At 69.1% G+C, this 19,206-nt stretch carries 17 protein-coding genes and 3 pseudogenes; 5 read left to right on the plus strand and 15 right to left on the minus strand.

What is annotated here, in order from left to right:
• The 5 genes and pseudogenes from NQV17_RS30570 to NQV17_RS30590 all read left to right on the plus strand — a co-directional run.
• Positions 1-192, plus strand: a pseudogene (locus NQV17_RS30570) (hypothetical protein); the annotation flags it as partial.
• 465 nt (positions 193-657) lie between these two features.
• Positions 658-1,620: a LysR family transcriptional regulator gene (locus NQV17_RS30575; protein ID WP_257775132.1), complete on the plus strand. Its 963-nt coding sequence runs from the start codon at positions 658-660 to the stop codon at positions 1,618-1,620.
• A gap of 278 nt (positions 1,621-1,898) precedes the next feature.
• Positions 1,899-2,186 (plus strand): annotated as a pseudogene (locus NQV17_RS30580) (efflux transporter periplasmic adaptor subunit); the annotation flags it as partial.
• Positions 2,187-2,536: 350 nt separating this feature from the next.
• Positions 2,537-2,839, plus strand: coding sequence for a DUF3331 domain-containing protein (locus NQV17_RS30585; RefSeq protein ID WP_257775133.1), 303 nt, complete (start codon positions 2,537-2,539; stop codon positions 2,837-2,839).
• 391 nt (positions 2,840-3,230) lie between these two features.
• Positions 3,231-3,431 carry a hypothetical protein gene (locus tag NQV17_RS30590; protein ID WP_257775134.1) on the plus strand — a complete coding sequence of 67 codons (201 nt, stop codon included), beginning with the start codon at positions 3,231-3,233 and terminating at the stop codon, positions 3,429-3,431.
• Between the two features lie 83 nt (positions 3,432-3,514).
• Here the strand turns inward: NQV17_RS30590 and NQV17_RS30595 are convergent, their stop codons facing one another.
• The 15 genes and pseudogenes from NQV17_RS30595 to NQV17_RS30665 all read right to left on the minus strand — a co-directional run bounded on the left by NQV17_RS30595 (position 3,515) and on the right by NQV17_RS30665 (position 19,188).
• Positions 3,515-3,952, minus strand: a complete 438-nt coding sequence (locus NQV17_RS30595; protein WP_374692778.1) for a nuclear transport factor 2 family protein — start codon at positions 3,950-3,952, stop codon at positions 3,515-3,517.
• A gap of 91 nt (positions 3,953-4,043) precedes the next feature.
• Positions 4,044-5,024, minus strand: a complete 981-nt coding sequence (locus NQV17_RS30600; RefSeq protein WP_257775136.1) for an NADPH:quinone oxidoreductase family protein — start codon at positions 5,022-5,024, stop codon at positions 4,044-4,046.
• A gap of 140 nt (positions 5,025-5,164) precedes the next feature.
• Positions 5,165-5,362: pseudogene (locus tag NQV17_RS30605) on the minus strand (acyl-CoA dehydrogenase C-terminal domain-containing protein); the annotation flags it as partial.
• Positions 5,363-5,549: 187 nt separating this feature from the next.
• Positions 5,550-6,296 (minus strand): winged helix-turn-helix domain-containing protein, encoded by a 747-nt coding sequence (locus tag NQV17_RS30610; protein ID WP_257775137.1) that lies wholly within the window; start codon positions 6,294-6,296, stop codon positions 5,550-5,552.
• A 117-nt stretch (positions 6,297-6,413) separates the two neighbouring features.
• Entirely contained in the window at positions 6,414-7,151 is a 738-nt protein-coding gene (locus NQV17_RS30615; RefSeq protein WP_257775138.1) for a TenA family transcriptional regulator, read from the minus strand.
• 20 nt (positions 7,152-7,171) lie between these two features.
• Positions 7,172-9,571 carry a bifunctional diguanylate cyclase/phosphodiesterase gene (locus tag NQV17_RS30620; RefSeq protein ID WP_257775139.1) on the minus strand — a complete coding sequence of 800 codons (2,400 nt, stop codon included), beginning with the start codon at positions 9,569-9,571 and terminating at the stop codon, positions 7,172-7,174.
• 140 nt (positions 9,572-9,711) lie between these two features.
• Positions 9,712-10,488 carry a Crp/Fnr family transcriptional regulator gene (locus NQV17_RS30625; protein ID WP_257775140.1) on the minus strand — a complete coding sequence of 259 codons (777 nt, stop codon included), beginning with the start codon at positions 10,486-10,488 and terminating at the stop codon, positions 9,712-9,714.
• 422 nt (positions 10,489-10,910) lie between these two features.
• The gene (locus tag NQV17_RS30630; RefSeq protein WP_257775141.1) at positions 10,911-11,921 is read right to left on the minus strand and encodes a lipase secretion chaperone; all 1,011 of its coding nucleotides are present in this window, start codon (positions 11,919-11,921) and stop codon (positions 10,911-10,913) included.
• A gap of 18 nt (positions 11,922-11,939) precedes the next feature.
• A complete protein-coding gene (locus NQV17_RS30635) occupies positions 11,940-13,103 on the minus strand; it encodes a triacylglycerol lipase (protein ID WP_257775142.1) in 1,164 nt (387 codons plus the stop codon).
• Positions 13,096-13,512: a DUF4345 domain-containing protein gene (locus tag NQV17_RS30640; protein ID WP_257775143.1), complete on the minus strand. Its 417-nt coding sequence runs from the start codon at positions 13,510-13,512 to the stop codon at positions 13,096-13,098. Before NQV17_RS30640 ends, NQV17_RS30635 begins: the two co-directional genes overlap by 8 nt.
• 16 nt (positions 13,513-13,528) lie before the next feature.
• On the minus strand, positions 13,529-14,833 hold the full coding sequence (locus NQV17_RS30645) for a hypothetical protein (protein WP_374692779.1): 1,305 nt from the start codon (positions 14,831-14,833) through the stop codon (positions 13,529-13,531).
• Positions 14,834-14,853: 20 nt separating this feature from the next.
• Positions 14,854-15,633, minus strand: a complete 780-nt coding sequence (locus NQV17_RS30650) for an outer membrane lipoprotein-sorting protein (RefSeq protein ID WP_257775145.1) — start codon at positions 15,631-15,633, stop codon at positions 14,854-14,856.
• Between the two features lie 50 nt (positions 15,634-15,683).
• Complete coding sequence (locus tag NQV17_RS30655; protein WP_257775146.1) at positions 15,684-17,093, minus strand: ABC transporter permease; 1,410 nt, start codon at positions 17,091-17,093, stop codon at positions 15,684-15,686.
• On the minus strand, positions 17,090-17,806 hold the full coding sequence (locus NQV17_RS30660) for an ABC transporter ATP-binding protein (RefSeq protein ID WP_257775147.1): 717 nt from the start codon (positions 17,804-17,806) through the stop codon (positions 17,090-17,092). Before NQV17_RS30660 ends, NQV17_RS30655 begins: the two co-directional genes overlap by 4 nt.
• Positions 17,803-19,188: an NAD(P)/FAD-dependent oxidoreductase gene (locus tag NQV17_RS30665; protein WP_257775148.1), complete on the minus strand. Its 1,386-nt coding sequence runs from the start codon at positions 19,186-19,188 to the stop codon at positions 17,803-17,805. The genes NQV17_RS30660 and NQV17_RS30665 overlap by 4 nt, the downstream gene beginning before the upstream one ends.
• Between the last annotated feature and the right edge of the window lie 18 nt (positions 19,189-19,206).

Genomic DNA, 19,206 nt, shown 5'->3' on the forward strand with positions numbered 1-19,206 from the left:
GCCGCGACGGCGCATGCCGTTTCGCGCGGTTGCGACCGGCCGGATACCGGCGGTCGCAACCGCGACACCACCCTGCGTCGACACATTCCCTCCGATCCGTTACGAATACGCGCGCACATCGCGGCGTTCCAGGCCCGCGACCGGGATGCCGTCGACACGGTGGAGGTCTATCGCCTCGATCAGATCGCCTGACGCCCGCCGCCGCGCCGGCAAGCACCGGCAGCGATTCGCAGATCGCGCCGCCCCTGGCGGCGGCGCGATCGATCGTTCCATGCACGGAACACTGAGGACCATCCGGCCCGGCTATCGACACGCGACACGTTCCACTACGCTTGGACTCATACGGATTGCCAACGGCATCGGACTCGCATCAAGCTCGCGTAACCCGCCGCGCCCCCGAACTGCCCGTTCGCGCCGCGTTGCAGCGCAGCCGCGCGAAGTCGTTCGCGCGGCCGCGACATGCCGGCGGCGCGTCGCGTTTCCCACGCGTCGCAGCCGCTTCGGCGAATGCCGCCGCGCGCCGCGCTTTCGTCACACGATTCGCGCCGCCGGCCGCCGGCCGCCGGCCGTCGCGTCGCCCGTCGATCGCCTCGGCATGCGTGGCAGCGCAGCAAACGGCCGCCCTTTACTCATGCCCGACGCCCCTCGGACAGCATCATGAAATCCCTGAACATAGACGATATCCAGGCCTTCCTGTTCGCCGTCGAGCGGCAAAGCATCACCGAATCCGCACGCCGGCTCGGCCTGTCGAAGTCCGTCGTCAGCAAGCGCATCAGCGACCTCGAGCGCACGCTCGGCGTGCAGCTGCTGATGCGCTCGACCCGCAACGTAACGCCGACCGAAGACGGCATGATCTTCTATCGTGCCGCGTCGGAATCGATGCGCCGGCTCGTCGACGTCGCCGAGGAAATCGCGGAACGCTCGCACGGACTGTGCGGCGAGCTGCGCATCACGTCGCCGGTGAGTCTCACTCGCCTCCTGCTCGGGCCGGCGGTCGCGGCCTTCGCCGCCGCGCATCCGCAGCTGCGCGTCACGCTCGACACCGACGATCGCACGATGAACCTCGAAGTCGAGCGCTTCGACGTCGCGATCCGCTCCGCGCGACTGCCCGACAGCGCGCTGATCGCACGCCGCGTTGCCGCATGCGAGCGCGTCGTCGTCTGCAGTCCCGACTACCTTGCCGCTCACGGCGAACCGGACTCGATCGACGCGCTGCTCGAGCACCGCTGCCTGAACTACAGCCATACGGCGCCGTCGGCCACCTGGACGTTCACGACGCCCGGCAGCCTCGGCAAGCCGCGCGCGATCAGCCCGGGCAGCGTGTTCCTGTCCAACAACGGCGAAACGCTGTGCGACGCCGCGGTGCAAGGCATCGGCATCGCGATGCTGCCGCGCTACATCGCGGACGACTGCCTGCGCGACGGCCGGCTGGTGCGCGTGCTCGCCGATGAAGCACCGCAGGACGAAGTGATCTACGCGGTCTATCCGCGCAATCCGTACGCGAGCAACAAGCTGAAGCTGTTCATCGAACACGTGCGGATCGCGCTGCTCGATCCGCCGTCGTCCGCCGGCACGGACAAGGAGCTGCATGCCGAAATGCTGTCGACGGATTCCGTCTGACGCGATGCGCGCCACCGTGTCGCCGCCGTCCCGCCGGATCCGTCCTGCCGTCACGCCATGCCGCGGACCAAGCCCGCGCTAGCCAGGCCTGTCAACGCAGCGGCGTTCGCTCGCATGCTGCTCGGCATGAGCCGCGAATACGGCCGAACCGACGGCGCGCGCCTGATCCATGTCGCGAAGACCGTGATCGCCGTCTTGCTGGCAATGGGCGTGTCGATGCGGCTGGAGCTGGCAGCGCCGCGCACGGCGGTGGTGACGGTCGTGATCCTGATGATGCCGGCGATCAGGCCGAGATCCGGCTGCTGTCCGGCGGGCCGTCGACCGGACACGTCGAAGGCGTCGCGCGCGGCATCAGCGATCGCGACAATCCGGCCGGCGCGACGCTGCTCGCCGACGTCAACCCAATCTTCACGTGGGTGCGGCTCGCGCAGCGCGTGCCGGTCCGGATCCGGCTGGACAGTATGCCGCGCGACGGCTTCCTCGCGGCGGGCACGACCTGCACGGTCACGCTTCGCCCGATGCCGCAGGCGACGGCGCGCGGCGCGGCGCCGGATACGCGCCCTTGATGCCGTGGTGCGACCGTAGGCACACACGCCCGTGTTCGATATCGGGCAACACCGTGTTCTTGTTCGCGCGCCTTCCGGTGGCCCGGCATGCGCTTTTACACTGGGCGTTCGTCGGCGATGCGAGCGGTATGTCACCTGCGCACCCGCTGCGTCGACGCATCCCGAACCGGCCGCGTCGAGCGCGCGGCCTCGATCGACCCCGCGCCGGCCTCGCCGGCCGGCAGGAGACTGGCAATGGCATTCAGCATGACTCACGAACTCCGGCGCCGCACCGGGCGGCCGATGCAGTGCCGTTCGTTGCCGCGCGATGCGGATCGGCGCCGCGGCGGTCGCGCCGAAAGCAATCGATCATGCTGACCGTCTCTTCCGTCGGCATCGCGCCGCGCGCATCGTCACCCGGTCGCAACCAGGTTCACGTCACGCTGCTGGAGTGGTCGCACGAATCGCTGCTGGTCCGCTGGGTCGAAAGCGGCCGCCTGCACTACGGCGAACAGAAATGGCGCCGCGCGGTCGCCCGGCGCGACGGACGGTGCGCGTATTCGGGCCGCGCCATCGTGCAGGGCGAGGCCGTGTTTCGTCCGACCGGCCGGCCGCGGCCCGCGAACCACCTCGCGATGATCGCGGCCGATGCGGTAGCGTTGCTCGATGCGTGATACGCGTTGCGCGTTGCGCGTTGCGCGTTTGCGTGGTGCGTGGTGCGTGGTGCGTGGTGTGATGCGGTGCCGTGTCGTGCAACATCGATCGCGCGGAACGGTACTTGCTTCATCGGGAATTCGCTGGCGCAAGGCGAGCCGCGCATCGCCGTGACAAAGTCGATCTTGGCTGCAACGCATCTTTCGCACTCGGGAAGCCCGTTCGCACGCGCTTGACCGGATTCGTTGATCAACGGGCGACAGTGCGTCACGCGCATGCCGGCTTATCGTTCGACGCGATCGCGCGTATCGTCGACCCATGTTGTCCGATCCCGTCGACGTCATCGGCTTCGTTCGCCAACCGCGCCGTTCTCGCTCATATGAATGCGGCCGTCAAAACAGGAAATTGATCATGGAATTCGTACTGGACCACTCGCTCGACGACGATACCGCCCGCGCGGTCGAACATGAAATCTGGCGCGTCGATCCCGACGCCAAGGTCGAGATCGATTGCGCGACCTCGCACGTGAAGGTCGAGTCGTGGCTGTTCCCCGAGGAATTCGTCGTCGCGTTCGAGGATGCGGGCTACAGCGTCAGGATCAAGACTCATTGACGCGCGCCCGGCCGGCGCCGCACGCGAGCGCGACCGTCGCGTTGCGCCGGCGACATTTTCCGCACCGGCCGGCGGCCCCCCGCTCACTCGCCCGTCTTGAACGCCGGAAGCTGCTGCCCGAGCCGCGCGCCCATTGCCGCGCCGAGCGCCTGCAGCGCATTGAACGGCCGGATCATCACCTCGAATTCGACGATCCGCCCGTCGACGTCGAAGCGGATCATGTCGATCCCCTTCAGCCGCTTGTCGCCGAGCATCGCACTGAATTCCAGCACGACGCTCGTGCCGTCGTCGTCGGCGAACGCGCGGTGGTATTCGAAGTTCTCGAGGATCGTGAGCACCGTGCGCAGCGCCAGCAGCAGCGCGGGCGCCGGTCCGTACGGCTTGAACGCCATCGGCGAGCGGAACACGGCGTCCGGATGGACGATCGTGTCGAGTTCGCTGAAATCCTTGCGCGCGAGCATCGCGTGCCACGTCGCGAGCGATGCCGCGACGGCGGGTTGCAGATTCGACAGGGGTTGCATGCTCAACGACTCCGGTAACGTCACACGAAAGAAATCCGCTCGAAAGCGGCGCCCGCTCGGGCCGCCGCCGCATGATGCCGCGCCGGCGTTGTCACGCGTCCGGCAGGATCACGACCTTGCCCTTCACCTGCCGGCTCGCCATGCGCGCGATCGCGTCGGCCGCGCCCGAGAGCGGCACGCGCTCGGTGATCGCGGGCCGCACCTTGCCGGCCGCGAACCATTGCGCGAGCTGGCGCATGTTCGCCGCATGCTGCGCGGGGTCGCGCCGCACCGCGTCGCCCCAGAACACGCCCAGGATGTCGCGCTCCTTGAGCAGCGCGAGGTTCAGCGCGATCTTCGGAATCTCGCCGGCCGCGAAGCCGACCACGAGAAACCGGCCGCGCCACGCGGTCGCGCGCAGCGCCGCCTCGCTGTACGCGCCGCCGACCGGATCGTAGACGACGTCCGCGCCGCGTCCGCCGGTCAGTTCGTCGACACGGCGCCGCAGGTCCTCGGTCGCATAGTCGAGCGTGTCGTCGGCACCGGCTGCGCGGCACAGCGCGAGCTTGTCCGCGCTCGACGCGGCCGCGATCACGCGTGCGCCCAGCGCCTTCGCGATCTCGATCGCGGCCAGCCCCACGCCGCCGGCCGCGCCCAGCACCAGCAGCGTCTCGCCCTGCTGCAGGCGCGCGCGCTGCTGCAACGCATGCAGCGACGTGCCGTAGGCCAGCACAAGCGCCGCGCCCTGCTCGAACGTCATTCCCGGCGGCAGCGCCGCGATCTGGTGCACGTCAGCCACGCAATGCTCCGCGAAACCGCCATGACCGGTAAACGCGACCACCTCGTCGCCGGGCCGCCAGGCGCTCACGCCGTCGCCGACCGCGTCGATCACGCCGGCGAATTCCGCGCCGGGCGAAAACGGCAGCGCCGGCTTCACCTGATAGAGCCCCTGGACGATCAGCGCATCGGGGAAGTTGAGCGACGCCGCCTTCACGCGAATCCGCACCTGGCCGGCGGCCGGTTCGGGAATCGCGACGTCCTCGATGCGCAGGCGGTCGATCGGGCCGAATGCGGTACACAACAAGGCTTTCATGCTCTCCTCTCTCCTTGCGCGACGTCGTCGCGCATCGATACGGCAGCGATACGGCAGCGGGACGCGCCCGCGCGATCGGCGCGCAGCGCACGCGCATCGGCCCGCACCGCGTCACCATCATTCGTGCTGCGCGGCGCTCTGAACCACGCGTCGCGCATCTCGAGCGTCGTCGTATCGGCGCTCGCCAGCAGGTCGAGCTGCGCACCCACCTTCGGCAGCTCCCGGCGAAAGAAGTAACGCGCGGCGGCACGCTTGCCGGCGTGGAAATCGCCATCGCGCCCGTGCGCGGCGAGCGTCACGTCGAGCCACGGCCACACGACCACCCGACGGCCGAACGCCCCGCAGCCGGATGATCGGGTCGGTGACTGCCAAATGCTGGCGGGAAATTTAGCACGGTCGTTCTAAACCGACAATGGCGGGTCGCCCCGATGGCGAACCGGGGCGATGGCGGCATGCGCAGGTGAAGGTTGGTCGATGCCGGCGCGCGACACGCCGGCCGCGATGCCCGACGTGCCCGCGCCCCGCTCACGCGTGCGGCAGCGGGTCCGCGTCGTCCGCCAGCGTGCCGAGCGGCACGAAGATATAGCCCTTGCCGCGCACGGTGCGGATGTAGCGATAGTCGCCGACCGCCTGCTCGATCAGGTTGCGCAGCCGGAAGATCAGCACGTCGAGCCCGCGCTCGGAGCGCCCGGCCACGGTCAGCCCCAGCAGCGCGAGGATTTCCGCGCGCGACAGCACGCGCAGCGGCTGCGAGATGAACAGTTCGAGCAGCGCAAATTCGCTCGCGCGCAGCCCGAGGTCGTCTCCCGCGCGGGTCGCGCGTCGCGTGACGAAATTCACCTCGATGTCGCCGAACGCATAGGTTTCGGCATTCCCCGGCCCGCGCGGCAACTCCGGCCGGTTCGGCGCGTAGCGGCGCATCGCGCTGCGCACGCGTGCGACCAGCTCCATCGGCTCGAACGGCTCCACGACATAGTCGTCCGCGCCGATCTCGAGCGCGACGACCTTGTCGACCACCTGCGCGTCGCGGCTGATCACGATCACCGGCATGTCGTGACCGGCGCGCCGCAGTGCGCCGAGCGCCATGTAGAACGTCGTGGCCGGCCGTTCGACCCGCAACACGATCAGGGTGGGCGGTGCCGCGCTCACGTGCGCGAGCAGCATCGACACATCGTCGAGCGCCGACGTATCGATCTGGCAGCCGCGCAGGAGCGCGCGGATCCTGTCGCGCATGCGCGGATCGGGCTCTACGACGAGAACTTGGGTGGCCATGGAAAATCGTCCAGCACGACGGCCCGCACGGTGCATCGCGACGTCACGCCGGCCCGCCTTCCAGCCGGAACGGCCGGGTGCGGCCCGCACGAACCCGCGCGCGCACGATGCCGGCGACTACACATGCATGCAGCAATCGAGACTCGTCAGGAAATAGCTCAGGCTCTTGCGGATCGACGTCTCGACGTCCCGCACGTCGCGCGCCGCGGGCGACTGGCCGAGCAGCGTCGCGACGATGTCGAGCGCCTCCCACGGATGCCGGTCGTCGTAGTCGGCGTGCAGCTTGAGCCAGCGCATCGCGCGATGCCGCACGGCCGGATCGAACTGCCGTTCGTACGGCGATGCGCACAGCAGCGCGCTCCACTCGCCCGTCACGCCCTCGATCGCATAGTTGGTCGCGGCGATGCTCGGCGCGAGCGCATCGGTACTGCCGCTTTTCCAGCACCAGTGGCTCAGCGAGAATCCGGCCAGCGGCGCGTCGCCGCGCAGCAGCATGTCGACCGTCACGCCCGATTCCGCCGCCCAGTTGGCCCAGTGATCGACGTGGTTCTGCTCGACGCGGATATTGCGGATCAGATAGCGCCGCGCCTTCTCGTCGCCGCGCGACCTGTAGGCCGCGGTCTTCACCAGGTTCATCGCCATGTATTCCGGAAACTGGCTGACCACCGCCCAGCCGGTCACGAAGAATGCGCGCAGTTGCGACGCGCGCAGCGTCCCGCCGCTCATCGCCGCGAACACCGGATGCGCACGCACGCGCGCCTTCAGCTCGTCGGTCGCGCCGACCACGTCGCGCAGCCAAACCGGATAGCTCGCCAGGTCCATCAGGTCGCCGGTCAGTTCAAATGGAGCACTCATGCGTTCGTTCCTCGCTTGGTTCAATGGAATCCCCCTTCCTGCCAGGGCGCGGGGCGGCTGAAGTAATAGCCCTGGCAATAGTCGACGCCCAGCGCGCGAAGCATCTCGGCCGTCGCCGTATCCTCGACGTGCTCGGCGACGGTGCGGTACTGCATCACGTGCGCGATGTCGTTGATCGCGGACGCGATGCCGCGCTTGATGCTGTCGGACGTCATGGTCGACACGAGGCCGCCGTCGATCTTCAGGTAGTCGATCGGCAACTGGCGCAGATACGAAAACGACGACATGCCGGCGCCGAAGTCGTCGAGCGCGAAGCGACAGCCGAGGTCGCGCAGCTCGTACATGAAACGCGACGCAACCTCCAGGTTGCGGACCGCGCTCGTCTCCGTGATCTCGAAACACAGCAGCGACGGGTCGAGCCCCGACGCCGACAGCTCGGCGATCACGAACTCCACGAAGCGCTCGTCGGTGATCGACATCGCCGACAGGTTCACGTTGTATTCGACGTACTGGCGCCGTTCGAGCCGCGCGAGGCGCCGGATCACGGTGCGCACGACCCAGCGGTCGATCATCGTCATGTGGCCGTAGCGCTCGGCGGCCGGCAGGAACACCGGCGAGATCAGCTTGCCGTCGGCGTCCGGGATGCGCAGCAGGATCTCCGCGCGCTCCTGCGCGCCGAGCGCGGGCTGGATCGGCACGATCGGTTGCGCATACAACTGGAAGGAATTCGTCTCGAGCGCCGTCTTCACGCGCCGGCTCCACTGCGTGTGATACGCCTGGCGGCTCGAATGCATGTCGCGCGAATCCGCGACATGCACGCGGTTGCGGCCGCGATCCTTCGCGACGTAGCACGCGACGTCGGCCATCTGCATCGCCTTCTCGACGCTCTCGGGCCGGCACGCGAGATCCAGCACGCCGATGCTCACGCTGAGCTTGAACGGCTCGCCTTCCCACAGGAACGTGAAGTCCTCGAGACTCGCGCGCAGCCGCTCCGCCTTGCCGCCGTCCGGCGCGCCGTTGCGGCCGGCCGGCAGCAGGATGCCGAATTCGTCGCCGCCCAGCCGGCCGAACACGTCGTCGTGGCCGAGACAGCGCGCGAACACCGCGGTCGCGTCGCGCAGCAGCGCGTCGCCCGCCGCGTGGCCGCACACGTCGTTGACTTCCTTGAAGCCGTCGAGGTCGAGCACCAGCAACATCCCGCCGCCGCGCTGCGCCAGCGCGTCGCCCAGGCGCCGCTCGAACGCCGTGCGATTGATGAGGCCGGTCAGCGCATCGTGCGACGCCTGCCAGGTCAGCTTCTCGATCAACTGGTGTTCGCGCGTCATGTCGCGCAGGATCAGCACGTAGCCGACGCAGCGGCCCGCGGCGTTGTCCATCTTCGACAGCGACGCGCGCACCGACACCGCCGAGCCGCACACGCGGATCAGGTCGAGATCGCGGGTGAACGTGGGGTCGCTGCGATTGCCGAGCGACGCGAGCAGCTTGATCGACATGCCCGTCGACGTGTCGATCAGGTCCAGCACGTCGTTGATCGGCTTGCCGACACACTGCCGCGACGACGCGCCGAGCAGCTGCTCGGCCGCCGGATTGACGGTCTCGATGCCGCGCGTGAGGCCGATCGTGACGATCGCGTCGGCGACCGAGCGCAGCGCGGCTGCCGCGAACGCCTGGCTCCGGTCCAGCTCGGTCTGCATCGACGCCTGCTGGCGTTGCGCGCGGCTCGCCCACCGCACCGACAGCAGGATGATCAGCAGCGAGGCCGCGATGTACGACAGGAACAGCTGGATGACGGCCGAGCGGAATTCGGCGCTCAGCTCGTCGGAAAAGCGCTTCGGCAGCGGTTCGATGTGCGCGTTGAGGTCCCAGATCGCGCGGTTCAGGCTGCTCGTGCGCCGGACGTCGTCCGCATGCACCGACGCGTGCAGCGCGTTGGCGATCCTGCGCAGGTCGACCAGTTGCCGGTCCGCGTCCTCCCAGTATTGCAACGCGGCGTTCAGGCGTGCGAAGCTGCTCAGGATCGGGTAGAACCACACCACCGCCGCCGCATCGACCGGATTGATGCCCGCCTCGATCAGCGCCTGGCGCGCCACGCCGTGGTCCGGCGGCGTGCCGGTCATCGCGCGGCGCGCGGCGCCGAGGAACGTAAGGGTCCGGTCGACCGCCAGGTAATCGTTAAACAGCTGTTCGTCGCCGGTCTGCCCGTAGCGGCTCAGCAGCAGGATCTCGTCCTTCTGCGCCTTCGACCAGCTGCTTTCGCCGCCGACGTACACGCGCAACGACATGATCACGATCAGGCTGACGGCGACGAACCCGGCCAGCGCGACGACCACGACGACGATCGGCAGGATGCCGAGCGCCGGACTCCATGGCCACACGTGGAACGAGCTGCGCTGACTCTGGAGCTTCGAAATGTTTTCCATACCTGAATGACTGTTTTTCTGATTCTTCTCGATGCCGCCTGCCCGACGCGTCGCCGCACCGCCTGCGCCAGGCACCTCCCCGTTCCTTTTGCGCGCCGCGCCGCCGTGCATGCCATCGCGCCACGACGCGGTGCCGGCGACTAAGTCGTCCGGACGCGGCGCGACAACGCGGCACCGGCATCCGTACCGGCATCGGTCGCGAGGATGCGGCGTGTTTCGTCGCGCACGACCCGATGGCAATCGCAGCCCTGCCGTTCGAGACCGGCGAGATCCGTCAGTACGATGGCACCGCGATGCTGATGGATCAGGCCGAGCTCGTGAAGCTGCCGCGTGGCATCGGTGACGGTCTCGCGGCGCACGCCCAGCATCTGCCCCAGCATGCCGTGCGTGACCGGGATTTCGATGCTGCGTGCGCGCTCGTAGGCGATCAGCAGCCAGCGGCCCAGTTGCTGCCGCATCACGTGATGGCGGCTGCAGAACATGACCTGCGACGCCTGGGACAACGCCAGCTGCATCCGCACGAAGACCTGCCGCCGGATCGCCGCCGACCCGTCGCACGCGTCCGCGAAGCGGCGCGCATACAGCCGGTACGCGAACCCGCCGCGGTAGACGACGACGCGGCGCTGCATCGCGCTGCCGATGACGTCGTCGCATACGATGCCTTCGCGGCCGATTTCCGTCACGCCGAGTGTCGTCTTGCCGCCCGCCGTGTATTGCAGGGAAATGCCCGCCGTCACCGGAAAATAGACGGCCTCCAGATTCTCGCCGGCATCGCATAGCACCTGGCCGGTCTCGAGATTCGAAAGCATCAGATGAGGCGCCAATTCGGAACGGCTAATTCCGTCGAGCGCAGACAGGAAATGATTGGCACCAAGTGCATGCGGCAACTCGATGACGTTGTTGGCCTGATGTATCACGGCGCACCTCGTACGTTGTATCCCTGCCCCTCGGCCACCGGACCTTCCTGCTGTTTTCACCGCACCGGTTTAACGGTTTCTCCGCCGTTTCATCGCGGTGACATTGAGCAAAAAGGTATCACGCAGCCCAACCGTACGCGACACTCCGCTTTTGTTACATGAAGTAATTTGACAGTTCGGCTCGCCAGCCGAAGATACTTGCATTGTCAATCAAAAATCGGCGATTTAAATCCTCCCATATAAAACGGGTTGCGCAATGTGTCATTGAAAACGGCGGATGAATGTCAATGCGCGGTAATGCGATTTAAACTGGAAATTAAAATCATTCCCGAATCGAAAAGAATGCGGAAAGTGTGGGCTATCTCACACTTCTCCGCCGCCAGGTGTGAGCGCCGTGACGGCGCGCACGTCCGGGACGAGTGCTAGCGCGCCGATGCCGTGGCCCGGCCCGCGTCGAGCGATGCGGCCCGCAATGCGTCCGCCGGATCCGGGAAGTCGCGTTGCCGCAATTGCGCGAGCTGCGCATCGCGCGCGTCGGGCGCAAGCGGCTGCGCGTCGAGCCGGTCGCGTTCGGCCGCGTAGTCGCGATAGCGTGCCCGCCACGCATCGTCGCCCTGCCGCATCCGCTCGACGCGCGCGGCGACCTCGGCGCCGAGCTGCGCACGCAGCGCATCGGGCGTCGCGCGCTGGCCGTCGAGCTGCGCGAGCGTTGCGAGCGCATCGCGTTGGCGCGCCGCGCGCTCGCGTGCGTCGCGCTCGTCCGGCGGCAACGCCTGGTCGAGTGCGGCGAGGCGTGCGCGCTTCTGCGCGGCATCGAGCGTCGGATCGCGCGCGATCCTGATCCGGTCGAGATCGCCGCGCTGCCGCCGGAATTCCGCGTCGAAGAACGGCGCGCTCCAGTCGCCGAGCCAGCGGCGCGCGAGCGCCGCGCGCCGCTCGAGCTCGCCCGCGATGCCGTCCGGATCGAGAACGGCGCCTGCCGGCGGCGCGCCCGGCAGCGTGTCGAACGCGGCGATGCACGCGCGATAGCGCGGCCACAGGTCGAGCGCATCGCGGCGGGCCGGCTCGCCGATCGGCTGCGAAGCGATTTCATGCGCGACCAGCGCATCGAGCGCCGCGGGCGTCAGGTCATGCTGCGCAAGCAAAAAGTAATCGAAGAATTCCCGCACCGCGTGCACGTGCGCGAGGCGCCCGTCGGGCCCGACCGGCAGGCGCGGCGCACGCGCGCCCGCGAGCGGCGCCGGCAGCGCGACATCGGACAAGGCAAGCACCGGCCGCGGCACCGCCGCACCGCTCGGCGCGACGTGGCCGGGCGGCGCGGCATCCGTGGCGGCCACGGCGGCCGTCGACGCAGCCTGACGACCGAACGCGTGCCACACGGCCGCCGCGGCGATCGCCCCGGTCGCGCCGTACAACACCGCGCGGGACAGCATGGTCCGGACCTCCATCGCTCAGACGCCCTGCTGCTTCAGCCGGTTTGCCTGCACGCGCAGCGCGGCGACCGGGTCTTCCGCATAGGCGCCGCGAATGCCGAGCAGCTGGTTGATCGCGTCGAAGTGATTCCAGCGATAGCGCGTCGAGATCACCGTGCCGAACCGCGCACTGCAGGTCGACGTGAAACCGTCGTTCGGGCCGGCGCCGGCCAGCGCCATGACGTTGCCGGCCGTCAGGAACACGAGCGTCGACGGATCCAGCACGTTCGCCGGATCGATGACCGGAATCACGCTGGTGTCGACCGCGCCGGTCACGATGCCGAGCAGCGACACCGGCTGATACGCGGCCCCGCTCCACGAATACAGCAGATGCACGTTGCCGCCGATCGTCTCGACCGGTGCGCCGGTGCCGCACGCGCCGGCGCCGAGCCCCGGGCTCGGGAACAGCTGGTTGAACTGTGCGGCACGGGACGTGCTCAGCGCGTTGAGCGCGGCGATCGCATCCTGGTTCGTGTTGTGCGTGTCGCTGGTGAGGATTCCGAACAGGTTCAGCAGCGCACCGAAGATTGGCGTCGACAGGCCGGTCGGGTCGAGCTTCAGCGCGCCCAGCACGAAATCGGCGAACTGCGAGCCGCGGTGCGGCGTCGCGATCGTCGTGACCGACGCGACGAGCGCGGGCGCGACCGACGCCACGTAGCGCGACGTCAGCCCGCCCTGGCTGTGGCCGATCAGGTTCACCTTGGTGGCGCCCGTGACCGCGAGTACCTGCTTGACGTAGGCCAGCAACTGCTCGCCCCGCCCGTTTGGGCCGAGGTCGCCCTGGAAACCGGACAGGTCGGCGACGTAGACGGTCGCGCCATGCCGCTGAAGATCTGCCTGGATGCCGTACCAGTACGGCAGGACGCCGAAATAGTCGTCGGTCCCGGTCAACCCGTGCACGAGGACGATCGGATAGCGGGTCGCCGCGTAGTCGTCGACGGCCGCCTGCGCGCCGGCCTGCGCCGGGCCCAGCAGGACCCACGCGAGCAGCGCGATACGGGCGATACGGGCGATGAACCGCGCGTACCCGAGCGATACGCGTCGTGCCGCCACGGCGTGCAGGAACGCCGCCGCGATGCCCCGCACGGCCGCATCGGCACGACGACGCGCCGCGATACGCCGGTCGATGTCGATGTCATGCATTCGCGTGCTCCCATGCGGCATGCGCGGCCACGCGCCGCTGCCATGCGATGAACAGCGGCGCGCCGACGACTTCGAGCGCCGTGAAGCCGACGAACGGCGGCCACGGCAGCCCGAGCGCCGCGAGCGAAATCAGCCGCCCGATACCGCCGAGAAAGATCATCGTCCACAGCGTCGCGAACAGCCGCCCCTGCCGCTCGATGCGCGGAATCACCGAAAACGCCGCGAGCCCGAGCCCGAGCCAGACGCCCGCATGGAAACGCAGGTTGCCGTCCAGCGTCGCGTCGGCCGGCAGCGCGATGCCGAGCGATGCGTACAGCGGATCGTGGATGCCCATCATGCCGAGCACTCCGGTGATCGTCGGGACCAGCGCAAGCACGGCGGTCGCCGCCTGAAGCGCGCGTTTGCTCATTCGAACTCTCCTTGCGTCATCGATAAAAAATGCCCAGCACCTGAACGCTCGTCGACTCCGGCATCGCGCCGAAGCGGCTCCACGACGGCCCGCCCTGATGCAACCATTGCAGCGCGACGTCGAAGCGGTCGAAACGCCGCCGCAACTCGAGCCAGTATTGCCGGCCGCCGCCGAGATCGGCCTGCACGAAGCCCGACAGGTCGAGGCGACGCACGCCGACATTGCGCCACGCCGCCATCACGAATACGCCGTGACGGGTTTGCAGTTCCTGCGCGGCGATCGAGGTCTGCACCGCACGGCCCCAAGCGAGCGGGTTCGCGCGCTGCAACGACCGCCATTGCGCCGCGTTTGCGCCGCCGCCGTTGCTCTGGAATTCGGCGGTCAGCGACAGGTCGACCGGCAGCGTCCACGTCGCGCCCACCGATGAACTGGTGCGAAACGCGCGATCGTCGGCCGCGCCGGTGGCACGCGCGATCAGCGAGCGCCGGTAGCCGCCCGTCCACTCGAGGTACGCGACCACCGAGTTGCCGAGCAGCACGCTCAGATTCTGGCCGAACTGCGGCGCCTGCCCGCTTTCGCCGTAGACGATCCATTGCGGCTGGATCGCCGCGGTGAGCCGCTGGCTCGCGACGAGCATCCAGCGGTCGACGCCGTTGGTGCGCCGCAGGTCGGACGACGCGGCCGGATCGCCCGGCAGGCTGCGGCGCTCGAGCCGCGGCGACAGCAGCGCCGCGAGCGAGCCCGAGTCCCACACCTGTTGTGCGCGCAGCCCGACCGTGCCGAGCCGGTTCGTATGCCGGCTGTCCGGATCGGGCGGCACGTCGAGACTCACCGCCCCGGCCCGGAAGAAGTCGGTCGGGTTGTAGCCGATCGCCGCGCCGAGCCGCTCGTTCACGCGCCCCGCGTCGACGACGAACGCGGGCGACGCGCGCCAGCTCGCATACGCTTCCTTTACGAGCGTCACGTCGCGCGACGACGTGCGCGACGTGCCGAGCGGATCGAAACGGTCGAAGCGCATCGAGAAATGCGCGGCGAACGACGGCGTCAGCCACTGGCCGTATTCGAACTCGATCGACAGCTGGTTGCGGCCGGCCTCGCCGCCGTCGCGATAGCGGCTCGTGCGCAGCGCGTCCTGCACGTTCAGCTTCCACGGCTTCGCGGTGTCGGCGGGCGTCGCGGCCGGCTGGTCGGCCAGCGCCAGCGCCGCGGCATCGGCCGCGGCGACGCCGGCCGTGCCGTCCGCCGCACCCGTTCCACCCGCCGCACCCGCATCCGCTGCACGCACGAGCGCAGGCAGCAGCACGAACGCGAGCGCCGCGATCCGGCCTCGGCGCCGCGCCGTCATTGCGCCTGGAAGCGGGACAGGTAGTCGCGCTGCAGCCATGCATCGGGAATGTCGCGCCATGCGTAGTCGGAGAAACGCATGACCGTGACCCAGTTGCTGTCGAGCCCGTCGACGATGACGGTCTCGGTCGGCCGCTCGACGCCCAGTTGCATCGTGTAGCGGCGATAGAACGCGGTCTTCAGCAGCCGGTCGCTTTCCGAATAGAAGCGTGCCTTCAGCGGCCGGTTGTTCGCCGCGTCGATCCAGATCTCGATGCGGCGATACGTGAGCCCGTCGCCGTGGCCGGCGAGCGCAAGGTGGTACGCGCGACGGGTCTGCCGGTCGCCGTCGACGATGTCCTCGACGCCCTTCAGCGCGGCCGTATAGTCGTGCGCGAGATTGACCGTCACGACGTCGCCGTTCGCGGCCTGGCCGAGCAGCCGCTGGTCCGGCGAGATCCGCACGCTGGCCTGGTTCGCCGGATCGTAGAACCACAGGTCGTTGCCGTTCTTCAGCATCAGCTTGCCCGTGTCGCGCGCCGGCGCGACGAAGCGCACCAGCGTGCGGAACGCACCGCCGGGCGCGTCGGGCTTCGAATGGATCGACAGCGTATTGCCGTCGACCTGCTTGCCGGCGCGGTACTCGACGAGCGTCGCGGTCAGCACGAACGATTTCTCCGGTGTGCGGATCGCGTCGCTCGCCGCGAGCACCTTCTGCGGATCGGGCGCCGGCTGCGCACGCGCGACGCCGGCCAGGAACGAAAGACTCAGACAGCATGAAACGAACAGGCGACGCACGGGCGCTCTCCCGAAAGTGAAGTGAACGAAAACGCGGCAATCGGGCGACCTCACACGTGCCGCAGCGCATCGACGATCGACAGCCGCGCCGCATGCCGCGACGGCAGCCACGCGGACAGCCCGGCCACGCACGCGAGCCCGGCGAACGTGACGGCGATGGTTCGCCACTCGCCCCACACGCGCACCGTCAGCGCGACCGCGTCGATCCGGGCGGGCGGCGTCCAGGCCAGCCCGCTGCGATTGACGATCGCGGCAATGGCGAGCGCGACCAGCACGCCGAGCGACGCGCCGGCCACGCCGAGCAGCGCGCCCTCGCAGACGAACAGCGCCTGGATGCCGCCGCGCCGCATGCCCATCGCGCGCAGCGTGCCGATCTCGACGGTGCGCTCGATGATCGCGGTGCTCATCGTGTTGCTGATCACGAACAGCACGATCGTGCTGATCAGCACGAACACGAAGCCGAAGATCACCGAGAACATCCGGTTGGTCTGGTCGTAGAACGGGTTCAGCGTCGCGAAATCGACGACCTCGAGCGCCTGGCCGTCGAAGCCGCCGTGCAGCAGCTGTTCGATGCGCGCGCGCGCCGCCGGCAGGTCGGCCGTGCGCGCGAGCTGGATCTCGATCGCGGTCGCGCGCGGCGCGGCGCCGCCGTAGACGAGCCGCTGCGCCTGCGGCAGGTGCACCGCGAGATACACGTCGTCGAGTTCCTTCACGCCCTGCTGGTCCGCCTTCACGACCGAGAAGCGGCCGACGTTCGGCGCGCCGCCCGCGCTCGCGGTCAGCACTTCGACATGCGGCGCGCCGTCGGCGGCCGGCCGCGTGCCGGCCTCGGCCTGCGCGAGCGCCAGCACGTCGGGCGGCGCGGTCGCGGCCGGGCCGTCGGCGGCCGGCTCGGCCGGGCCCGGCGGCGCATCGCGGCAATCCGGCACGCGCAGCGGGCCGCACAGGTGCAGCACGCGCGCGACGCCGAGGCCGACGATCGCCGCGTCGCCGGCGCTGCCGCGCAACGCGAACGCGGGCGGCTGCAACGGAAACCCGTAGGCGTTCCATTGCTGCATCCGGTACTGGTCGTCCGCAATCGCGCCGAAGCCCATCACGGTGCGCGACACGCCCGCCGCGAAATTGCCGGCGATCCCGCCGAACTGCAGCGTCGGCGTGACGACCTGCAGCAGCGGCGCGAGCTGCGGGTCGTGCCGCAATCGTTCGATCAGCGCCGGGTAGCCGCGAATCCCGTACGCGGCCGGGTCGCCCGTGCCGTACAGGAAATAGCCCTGGCGCTGGATCTGCAGGTGGCCGCTGCGCTGCACGAAGTCGGTCTGCAGGCCGAGCGTGATGTCGCGGCTGAAGCCGCCGAACAACAGGATCGCGCTGACGCCGACGATCATCGCGAGCAGCGTGGTGAGCGAGCGCCGGCGGTTGCGCTGCAGGTTGCGCAGCGCGAGCATCAGCGTATGGGTCATCGGCACACCTCCTGCGTCGCCGTGTCGTCGCCGGCCGGTTCGTGGCCGACGATGCGGCCGTCGAGAATCCGGATCACGGCGTCGGCCACCTTCACCACCTGCGGATCGTGCGACGACACGATGAACGACACGTCGCGCTCGCGCTGGATCGCGCGCATCAACGCGATGATCGCGTGCCCGGTCGCGCTGTCGAGGTTCGCGGTGGGTTCGTCCGCGAGGACCATCGCGGGCTCGGCCGCGAGCGCACGCGCGATCGCGACGCGCTGGCGCTGGCCGCCCGACAGCTGGCTCGGCCGGTGCCGCGCCTTGTCGGCCAGGCCCACTGCGTCGAGCAGGTCGCGCACCCGCGCCGTGCGCCGCGCCGGCGCCCAGCCCGCCATCAGCAGCGGATACTCGACGTTCTCGTACGCGGACAGCACCGGCAGCAGGTTGAAGGTCTGGAACACGTGGCCGACATGGCGCGCGCGAAAATCGGACAGCGCATCGTCCGACAACGACGCCGTGTCGTGACCGGCGATCGTCACGCGCCCGCTGTCGGGGCGATCGATGCAGCCGATCAGGTTCAGCAGCGTCGTCTTGCCGCTGCCCGACGGGCCGCTCAGCACGGTGAAGCGGCCCGCGTCGAGCGTCGCCGACACGTCGGCGAGCCCGGTCACGCGCACGCTGTCGAGCAGGTAGGTCTTCGACAGGTGTTCGACATGCACGAGGCTCACGACGCACCTCCCGCGCGCACCGCGTGCGCCGGCGCCACCTTCGATGCCGCCGCGCTCTCACCGCCGGGCAAGGCCGGCAACCCGCGTATCAGCCGTCGCAGCTGCAGCCGGTACGCGAAATGCTCGACCTCGATCACGTGCCGCGGCGTGCGATGGAACGCGATGCCGCCGCTCCAGTCCGAGCGGCCGCGCCGGATCAGCCGGTCGATGCGCGCGGCCTTGCGCGGCGCCGCGTCGCGCGCATGCAGGTAGCGGGCGAGCAGCTGCGCCTGGTAGTCCATCAACGGCCAGTTGCCGGTCGAGGTCTGGAACAGCCCGATGAAGAACAGGTCGCGATGCTGCGCGTCGAACAGGTTCAGGTACAGCGACGGCTGCTGCTTGCGCCATTGCAGGTGCGCCTGGTCGATGAACGGAAAGCTCGGCTGGTAGCCGGTCGCGTACACGATCACGTCGATCGCCTCCTCGCTGCCGTCGACGAACACGACGCGATCGCCCTTCAGTTCGCGCACGTCCGGCCGCGCGGCGAGGTCGCCGTGGCCGAGGTGATAGAACAGCGTCGAATTGATGATGAAATGCGATTCGAACAGCTTGTGGTCCGGCTTGCGCAGCCCGTAGTGTTCGGGTTGCCCGGCCGTCGTCAGGCGCAGCAGCCGTTCGCCGAAAAAGCGCCGCGCCCACAGCGGCATACGCAGCCGCAACGGCCATTCCGCCCACTCGTCCGCCGGCATCCCGAACAGGAATTTCGGCCAGTAGTAGTAACCGCGGCGCGTGCTGTGGAAGACCGCGCGCGCACGATGCGACGCCTCGACCGCGATGTCGCAGCCGGAATTGCCGGCGCCGACCACGAGCACGCGCTTGCCGTCGAAGATCTCCGGCGTGCGGTACTGCGACGAATGCAGCTGCAGCCCGTCGAACCGCCCCGGATAGTCGGGCAGTTGCGGATGCGACAGATGGCCGTTGCAGACGATCACGCCGCGATAGGTCCGCACCTCGCCGCGATCCAGTTCCACGCGCCACTGCGTGCCGCCCGGCACCGGTGCGATCTCGAGCACCGAGCGGCCGAACTCGATCCGGTCGCATACGCCGTAGCGCCGCGCGTACGCGCGCAGATACGCGAGTGCCTGGTCGCCGCGCGCATAGGTCGGATAGTCGTCGGGAATCGGAAAGTCGGTGTACTCGGAAAACCGCTTCGAGCTGATCATGTGAATCGAGCGATACACCGCGCCGCTCGGGCGGCCGTAGTACCAGTTGCCGCCGACGTCGTCCTCGCGCTCGATCACGTCGAAGCCGATGCCGGCCGCGAGCAGGTTCTTCGCGGCGGTGATGCCCGCCGCGCCCGCGCCGATGATGCAGTACCGCGCGCCGTCGTTGCGCTCCGTCATGGTGAACCTCCTCTTCCC

Source organism: Burkholderia sp. SCN-KJ (assembly GCF_024656005.1).
In the GTDB taxonomy this organism is placed as follows: Bacteria; Pseudomonadota; Gammaproteobacteria; order Burkholderiales; family Burkholderiaceae; genus Burkholderia.

Bases quoted from the DNA above. Each gene is read 5' to 3' on its own strand.
- NQV17_RS30575 (WP_257775132.1), top strand. From the start codon at position 658: ATGAAATCCCTGAACATAGACGATATCCAGGCCTTCCTGTTCGCCGTC.
- NQV17_RS30585 (WP_257775133.1), top strand. From the start codon at position 2,537: ATGCTGACCGTCTCTTCCGTCGGCATCGCGCCGCGCGCATCGTCACCC.
- NQV17_RS30590 (WP_257775134.1), top strand. From the start codon at position 3,231: ATGGAATTCGTACTGGACCACTCGCTCGACGACGATACCGCCCGCGCG.
- NQV17_RS30595 (WP_374692778.1), bottom strand. From the start codon at position 3,952: ATGCAACCCCTGTCGAATCTGCAACCCGCCGTCGCGGCATCGCTCGCG.
- NQV17_RS30600 (WP_257775136.1), bottom strand. From the start codon at position 5,024: ATGAAAGCCTTGTTGTGTACCGCATTCGGCCCGATCGACCGCCTGCGC.
- NQV17_RS30610 (WP_257775137.1), bottom strand. From the start codon at position 6,296: ATGGCCACCCAAGTTCTCGTCGTAGAGCCCGATCCGCGCATGCGCGAC.
- NQV17_RS30615 (WP_257775138.1), bottom strand. From the start codon at position 7,151: ATGAGTGCTCCATTTGAACTGACCGGCGACCTGATGGACCTGGCGAGC.
- NQV17_RS30620 (WP_257775139.1), bottom strand. From the start codon at position 9,571: ATGGAAAACATTTCGAAGCTCCAGAGTCAGCGCAGCTCGTTCCACGTG.
- NQV17_RS30630 (WP_257775141.1), bottom strand. From the start codon at position 11,921: ATGCTGTCCCGCGCGGTGTTGTACGGCGCGACCGGGGCGATCGCCGCG.
- NQV17_RS30635 (WP_257775142.1), bottom strand. From the start codon at position 13,103: ATGCATGACATCGACATCGACCGGCGTATCGCGGCGCGTCGTCGTGCC.
- NQV17_RS30640 (WP_257775143.1), bottom strand. From the start codon at position 13,512: ATGAGCAAACGCGCGCTTCAGGCGGCGACCGCCGTGCTTGCGCTGGTC.
- NQV17_RS30655 (WP_257775146.1), bottom strand. From the start codon at position 17,093: ATGACCCATACGCTGATGCTCGCGCTGCGCAACCTGCAGCGCAACCGC.
- NQV17_RS30665 (WP_257775148.1), bottom strand. From the start codon at position 19,188: ATGACGGAGCGCAACGACGGCGCGCGGTACTGCATCATCGGCGCGGGC.